Raw genomic sequence first — 7,000 nt, forward strand, 5'->3', positions numbered from 1 at the left:
CGGGATGAAGTCACAGGCAGCCTGGGCATTGATGGCGAACAGGGCCGGCAGTGCCAGGTGCGGCGGAATGTTGCCAAGACCGATCTGGGTCCCTACCAGCACACCGATGACCTGCGCGATGACGGCGCCCGGGCCAAGGAAGGGTGACAGGAACGGGAAGGAACAGATCAGCGCCAGGGTCATCAGGCCAACGGGACTCTTGGCCAGCGGGATCAGGGCATGTGCAATCACATCACCCACCCCGGAGGCCAGGATGACCCCGATCAACATGGACACGAACGCCATGAAGGGCAGGATGGAGCGCAGCACCGTATCGATGGTTTCGCGGCCGGCCTGGAAGAAGGTGGACATCACCCCGCCCATGCCGATGCCGATGCGGGCCAGCAGGCTGTCGCTCTGCTCGCTCAGCTTCTTGCTGCTGTCATATTGCGGCGCTTCTTGTTTCGCCGCTTGTTTCGGCTGGCTAGGCGCATTCCCGGCCTGGGCTTGCAGCTGGATGTTGTCCGGCTGCACGCCAGAGACATAGATATCCTCCTCGATGAAGTTGGCCAGCGGGCCGCTCTTGCCGGTGGAGTGAATGTTCACCGTCGGGATCCGCTTCTTGGGGTAGAGGCCGCAACGCAGGGTGCCACCGCAATCGATGACGGCGACCGCGATCTCGTCATCCGGGATGGAGGTCTTGAAACCGTCCACCGCTTCCATGCCGGAGAGTTCGACCATGCGGTCCACGATGTCCGGTCGGGTGCCCGCGGTGATGTAGAGGACCTTCTTGCCCGGCTCGATGTCGATGGTCAGAGGACCACCCCAGCCGCCGCTGCCTTTGGTGATGTACAATGAATTTGCCATGATGTCTGCTCCTGGTTGGCTTACTCGGCTACGCGAATGTGGACGTCAGTGCTGAGGCGAACGCCTTGCTGTTTTTCCACCATGGCGGTAGTGAAGTCGGTCACCCAGCCGCGGAAGAAGTTGCTCACCATACCGACCAGCAGGTAGCTGATGGCCAGGGGAGCCAGCGGCATGCCCAACGTGGTCAGGCCATTGGCAATGCCCAGATAGACGAACAATTCACCGGGGTTGATGTGCGGGAACAGGCCATTCATGGAATGACAGCTGTAGGATGCGGCTGCGTAGTAGGACGGCTTGTAACGCTCCGGCAGGAAGCGACCCAGGCTCAGTGTCATGGGGTTCATGAACACGAAGGTGCCGATGACCGGCAGTATCAGGTAGCGGGACACCGGGTTGCCGGCGCTCTTGGCAGCCAGGCGCTCCACCCGCTCCTGTCCGATGAACTGGATCAGGGCGTTCATCGCCACCATCAGCGAGATCAGCAACGGCAGTATGCCGGTAACCATGCCGACAAAGACGTCTCCGCCTTTTTGGAATAGTGCAATGAACCATTCCGCTGCATGAATAATTACATCCATGGTGTAGTCCTCAAGTTGACTCCATCTGTGAAGGGGACACGTCCTGCCGTTGATAAGGTGCCGGACGTGCGGTTGGTTCCAGGTTGCAGCTGTTCGCTTATCGTGTTTGGCTGGCGACCCGGTAAGTTGATATTTTCACACTGAACGTCACTTTGCTAATTTTGGTTTTCATAATGTGACCAAGTTGGCGTTTTTTGTCCAGCCTAGAATGCCTGTTCCCGCTACGGTTGCTTCGCTGGTTTTCAAACGGGGCAACGACATCCCCACTCCCTGAGGCGCCCCAACTGCCCCTCCCTCCCCATACACACATCGCGGCCGCACAAGGGCACCTCGGGCGCAATTAAACATATCCTACTGTTTTATATATGCTTTATTTTGTGCGCGCTTTAAATTGGTGATTCAGATCACGCTTATTTTTGCGGCATATCGATAACCGTTAGCAACTTTTCTCCAATCACCGTCAGGTGAGATGAAACAAAAGCGCGTGACACGGATGAAGTCATCCTTGGGGAGATACACTTCGTCGTCCACCAGCACGAAGCGCACAGGTGTTCCCTCATGACGCTGGACGAAACATGGACTTATGGGCCTCATAAGAACTTCCTTTGACTCAATCGAGCCAACCCAGTATGCGAATCCCGAGAGTCGGGTGCAAGACGCAAACCTTCACGTCGCTCCAGGTGAAAGTGGCAAAGGGTTGTTCTTGTCCCGGCGGGACTGGCAGGAGGATGTGACCTTGAATACAGCCGGGTTGTCCTGGTAACTCCAGGCGATGAAGGGGGTGGGCGTCCCTGACGGACGGCGAGAGTTTAGAGCAGGCCAGGTCATCTCCGGGTACCGTGGCGCTGAGCGCCCGGTTCCGGTGCGGCCCCCCTCCGATAAAAAACCATACCAGCGATGATCATTTATCCGGGGGGGGGAGACCTAAAGACTTATGCAGGGGGTTTTGCGGGTGGTTCGATGGCAAACTCCTCCCTGCATCTGGTAACCGGAGGTTCCCAGCCTGAAGAGACGGATGCGCCTCAATCATCATCTAGCATCAGATCGTTGTACCTCTGCTCTTCTTCTTCACGAGCCTTACACCGGCTGCAGATCGTGTCGTTTTGATGGATTTCTCCATCACGACCGTTGCTGTAGCGCTCGCTGTCCACAGTACAGCCGCATCTCCGGCAGTTATGGTAATAGGTAGTCATGGCGTGTCCTTGCGTGGTAGGGGATACAGCCTTAAGGGTATCCGCTCATGCCACACCCCGCGACCCGTCCACGCCGGTCGTTCCAGGGCGACGCAAGCCCGCTGTCCTAGCCGGACGCCCACCTGGTGGATTGCAGCCAATTGCACAGGCCCTTCACCCCGAGCTGTCCATCCCGGTGAGCAAGACCTGCTTTAGGCCAGCGCCAGACACCCGGAAGAATGCCCCCAGCATCACTGAAAATTATTTTCGAGCGCTTTCCCTGATATGTACGGATCGCCAACCTTGCTAGGGGCTTTGCCACAAGCGGTTTGCGGCGATCTCACGCACAAAATACCGCGCACATATCTTCGCGCACAGCGCCAATTTGGGCCTTGGCAATCAGTAAGTTATGAGTAATCTGACCCCACAATCATTATGGAATTACTGGATGCCAAGGAGTTGTAGATGGGATCATTGAGGTCAATGATGCGTGGTCTGTTTTACCCCGAGCGCGGGGTCTCAATGGACAAGTACAGGAAAATGAGTGAGCGTGCCGAAGAAGGATTCAATCTGGTTTTACGCGAGGTAGAGAGGAACAACCGCTTATTGGCCCAGAATGACCGGCTGCTCGACAAGATAGAACTCCTCATAACAGATCACGTCGCTTCCACCCAGACCATCCGAGAGTTAACCCAACGGCTAGACGATGTGTGTGAGTCTTGGGAGGAAGACGTGTCGACCATTAAGAAGTTAGAAAACGAACTGCGTGCAGCCGGGCTGCGTGTGACCATAGAGGAAGAAGCGCGGGGTGAGGAACAGACAACCCACTGACTAGCCTATTGGAATGCGGCTATGAAATAGCGCCCACACGACCAACGTCAGCCCGGCACTGTCGGGCTTTCACTTCCCCCTCCACCCATCTATCGCTTTCTGTCAGGGCAAGAGCTAAAGACGCTCACCGGGCAGGACATCCTCGCTCGAACACCGCGCCTCCAGCCCACGCCACCCTGCTCGACCCGCTCCGCCCGTGGCCACCTGGTGATGTCGTCCGCTTCACCGGTTAAAGTCCGCGGCGGATCCGCACACACGCTTCCGGGCCGAGGAGATGTCGGCCGACACTCCAGCACCGGGGTGGCACCCGCGTGCAGCCGGACCTGAAGACGCCGCCGGGCCCACGATCTCCTCCATGGACATTCAAGAAGCTCGAACTGGCGTGCCAGCAGCTGCTCGGTGACGTCGGGCTCCAGTTTTCCCCGAGGAGAGGGCAGGCGACGCAACCTTGACGCCCCGTGACGTGGCTGGCCACCAGGTGGCACGCATCAACCACCGGGCCTACCTTCCTGCACGGACTTCTACGGCTCAATCTGCCGTTCTGGCTCGATGAGGAGCGCGCGGGTCACCCAACTGCTGCGCCAGTTTGCACCGGGGTGCTGACCTGGCGGAAGACGTGACTGAAGACGTCGTCGGGTCTCAAATTCCTTCGAGGACAACGACAGGCTCATCCTGCAGGGTTTCCTGGCCACGAAGACTTCGTCGAACTCCAGCACTGGGGTGGGGCCACCGGCGGGACGAAAACCTCGGTACTTCCCCGTCCTGCGCGGAAGTCAGCGGGTTGGATCTGATCCCGGCGATGTCAGCTGACGTGAGTCGCGTGCCCGTCGGTACCGGGAGATGACCAGGCTGAAGACGTGAGATCCGGTCGATTATGTCCGCGAAGGACATCCAGGGTGCCATGCAGCCGGGTTTACCAGGCACGAAGACTTCGTCGAACTCTAGCACCGGGGTGGGGCCACCGGCGGCACGCGCGAAACCTCGGGGACAGGCTCCATTACGGACGCCCACTGTGGCAACCCGGCGGAGCAGATGTCGGCCGACGTGAGTCGCGTGACCGTCGGTACCGGGGTAGACCAGGCTGAAGACATCAGACCGGCACGATTTTGTCCGGCATGGACAACGGCGCTCGAGAACTTGCGTGCGAGCAGCAGCTGGATGAGAACTGCCTCCAGCGTGCATGGCCACCAGGAGAAGTGATGAGCTCCCTCGGCTCGGCTTCCGCCAAGGACAGGCAAGGGGTGAAACCGGCGGAGGAGATGTCGGCCGACACGCCTGCACCGGGGTGGCCACCGGCGGAGCAGCGTCCTGCGATAAACCGGCGGGAGAAAAACGGAAAGTGAAAGTGGAGGACGGACAGCCTCGCCCGGCACCGTGCGCTCCAGCCTGGTCGCTGCGCCTGTCAACCCGCTTTACTGGGTTGACCCCGGCGTTGAGAACGCCCAGCACGCTGCCAGGTGTTTACCAGGTGAAGTGCAGATCCCGGGATATTGTCGTCCTGCCCGGACATCGAGAGGGTCATGTTGGCCGAGGAGCCGCCGGACGACGCGCGTCGAGCGCCCGTCGGTACCAGGGCGTTCCAGGCAAACGTGATGAGCTCGGACCCAGATCTTCCTGCACGGACAACCACGGGCCCAAACCGGCGGAGGAGATGTCGGCCGACAGCACTCGAACATCCGTCGGTACTGGCCACGCCGGGTGATCACCTGGGAGATGGCTGCGCGTCGGGGCTTAATTGTCCTGAAAGGACGGGCGGGTGGGGCCGGGCGGCGGAGATGTGCCCGGCCTTGTGCGTGAGTAAAGGGTGGGGTGCTATCGTGACGACGTCCTGCGAGCCCTCATGGATTTGAAAGCCGTCTCGTCCTGTTCGAGATCACGCTCGATGCGCTTCTGCTCCAGATAGGCGAGCAATTCCATTTGAGATTGAACGCGCTTCAATGCCTCGGCAGTCTCGTACTCCTTGAGGGCACTTGCGCTCTCTTGTTGTTTAAGCCTTGCGAGGATGTGTTTCTGGGTGGCCTGAATGTCGCGCACCCACTTAAACCCTCGATAAATCGCGTACCCAGTGGCACAAGCTAAGACGACCAGATAAACGTCAAAGCTCAGCGTGAGAGCAGAAAAACTCATAAAATCGCCTCGGTAATTGCCCAGATATGGTGAAACATATCAAAAGCAGGCAGACACGTCAGTACGGGGAGCCCGGTACCGGCGGGAAAGCCAAGTGAAGGTGAATGTGGGTGACGGACAACCATGTGGGGACGCTGGCCGCTGCAGTCAGCTCGGGTAGCCGGACCTCCAGCGGATCTGGGGTGGTGCCGACAGGCGCGACCCGAGATGAGATCGCCCAGCACGCTGCCAGGAGTTTACCTGGTGAGTTGCAGATACAGGGAGGCTACCGTCCTGCCCGGACATCGTGAGGGGCAATGTGCCCGAGGAGATGTCGGCCGACGTGAGTCGAGTGCCCGTTGGTACCGCGGTGCCGCCGGGCTGAAGACGTGAGTTCCGGGTGTGCGCGTCCTTCACGGACAACGTCGGTCAAGCTCTGCAGGGATTCCAGGGAACGAAGCGCTCGTCGAACTCCAGCACCGCTGGTGGCCACAGGCGTGTTGCCGACCTGAAGACGCAGCCGGGCGCTTGGTGTACTGGAAGGACTTTATCACTCGAGAGCTGACATGCGACGCGCGGTGGGGTGAGGGGAGGGTGGCGAACTGAGTTGCGTTGGTCTTACCGGGAACCATGAACCGGCGCTCTATGAGCCACTATCCAGTCCGCCGAAATCTCGCAGTGAGTGACAAGCAGGGTAGGGTTGGCACACCGGGTACCAAACCGGCCAGCTTTGCAGCTGCCCCACCAAGCTCGTCATTTTGGGTGGCGGACCAGCTGACGTTGGCGGAACGGTTGGATCAAACCGTCGCTCCAAAGAGTCGTCAAACCATGGAGCCATCAACTAGCTCGCCATGGGTCGCATAATATCAAAGCGATCAATGAGATGGAACCAAAGAGAAGGCCCGTCCCGGTGCCTCTCCACTCGATGTCCTCGTCAGACAAGCAAGGGGCACTCCGACCTCACCAAGCTGCCTTACCAGCCTGCTGGTGCGGGCAGCGTCAGGATTTAGTCCACCTCTCGCTCTTCTAAAGTCCCTATCGCTCAGTCACTTATCGAAAGGCTGGACTAAATCGCTCTCCGGGGAAGAAAACTCGTCCACCCACCAGCTCGGGTTGCTACTGGCAACAACCGGGTCGGCCCGGCGCTGCAGCTGCGTGCTCATCATCTCCTTCGTGGACTTTCACCGGCCTTCACCGAAACGGCGACCTGGGGGGGCTGGTGGCCTTACCGGCGCAGCGGTGCTGGCCACCGAGTGATCACCAGGTAATCCGGATGAGCTCCGGCGCTCAGGCTCCGGCAAGGACGGGCACAAGAGCAAACCGGCGGAGGAGATGTCGGCCGACGCTCCAGCACCGGGGTGGCCACCGGCGGCACGCGGGAAATCTCGGGATCTGGCTCCGCTACGGACGGTAGGTGGTGCGGGTTGGCCGAGGAGCAGGCCCGCGGCGCGGGTCGAGTGCCCGACG

The 7,000-nt window shown here is 59.7% G+C and carries 6 protein-coding genes; 1 reads left to right on the forward strand and 5 read right to left on the reverse strand.

The window, feature by feature from the left end:
* The 4 genes from srlE to PG883_RS18705 form a co-directional block, all read right to left on the reverse strand.
* On the reverse strand, positions 1–846 hold an 846-nt coding region (srlE, locus tag PG883_RS18690; protein ID WP_270807603.1), incomplete at its 3' end, for a PTS glucitol/sorbitol transporter subunit IIB.
* Positions 847–866: 20 nt separating this feature from the next.
* Complete coding sequence (gene srlA / locus PG883_RS18695) at positions 867–1,424, reverse strand: PTS glucitol/sorbitol transporter subunit IIC (protein ID WP_043133530.1); 558 nt, start codon at positions 1,422–1,424, stop codon at positions 867–869.
* 399 nt (positions 1,425–1,823) lie between these two features.
* The gene (locus tag PG883_RS18700) at positions 1,824–1,970 is read right to left on the reverse strand and encodes a hypothetical protein (RefSeq protein WP_270793593.1); all 147 of its coding nucleotides are present in this window, start codon (positions 1,968–1,970) and stop codon (positions 1,824–1,826) included.
* A 476-nt stretch (positions 1,971–2,446) separates the two neighbouring features.
* Positions 2,447–2,617, reverse strand: coding sequence for a hypothetical protein (locus tag PG883_RS18705; protein ID WP_171865424.1), 171 nt, complete (start codon positions 2,615–2,617; stop codon positions 2,447–2,449).
* A 444-nt stretch (positions 2,618–3,061) separates the two neighbouring features.
* On the opposite strand from PG883_RS18705, the gene PG883_RS18710 reads away from it, so the two are divergent.
* A complete protein-coding gene (locus PG883_RS18710; RefSeq protein WP_171865423.1) occupies positions 3,062–3,427 on the forward strand; it encodes a hypothetical protein in 366 nt (121 codons plus the stop codon).
* A gap of 1,812 nt (positions 3,428–5,239) precedes the next feature.
* Here the strand turns inward: PG883_RS18710 and PG883_RS18715 are convergent.
* Complete coding sequence (locus PG883_RS18715) at positions 5,240–5,554, reverse strand: hypothetical protein (protein ID WP_114523075.1); 315 nt, start codon at positions 5,552–5,554, stop codon at positions 5,240–5,242.
* Positions 5,555–7,000: the final 1,446 nt, after the last annotated feature.

Origin of the sequence: Aeromonas sp. QDB25, assembly GCF_027707725.1 — a bacterium.
Classification (GTDB): domain Bacteria; phylum Pseudomonadota; class Gammaproteobacteria; order Enterobacterales; family Aeromonadaceae; genus Aeromonas; species Aeromonas caviae.

Excerpts from the sequence above, each read along its gene's own strand:
- PG883_RS18710 (WP_171865423.1), top strand. The coding sequence starts at position 3,062 with ATGGGATCATTGAGGTCAATGATGCGTGGTCTGTTTTACCCCGAGCGC.
- PG883_RS18715 (WP_114523075.1), bottom strand. The coding sequence starts at position 5,554 with ATGAGTTTTTCTGCTCTCACGCTGAGCTTTGACGTTTATCTGGTCGTC.
- PG883_RS18705 (WP_171865424.1), bottom strand. The coding sequence starts at position 2,617 with ATGACTACCTATTACCATAACTGCCGGAGATGCGGCTGTACTGTGGAC.
- srlA (WP_043133530.1), bottom strand. The coding sequence starts at position 1,424 with ATGGATGTAATTATTCATGCAGCGGAATGGTTCATTGCACTATTCCAA.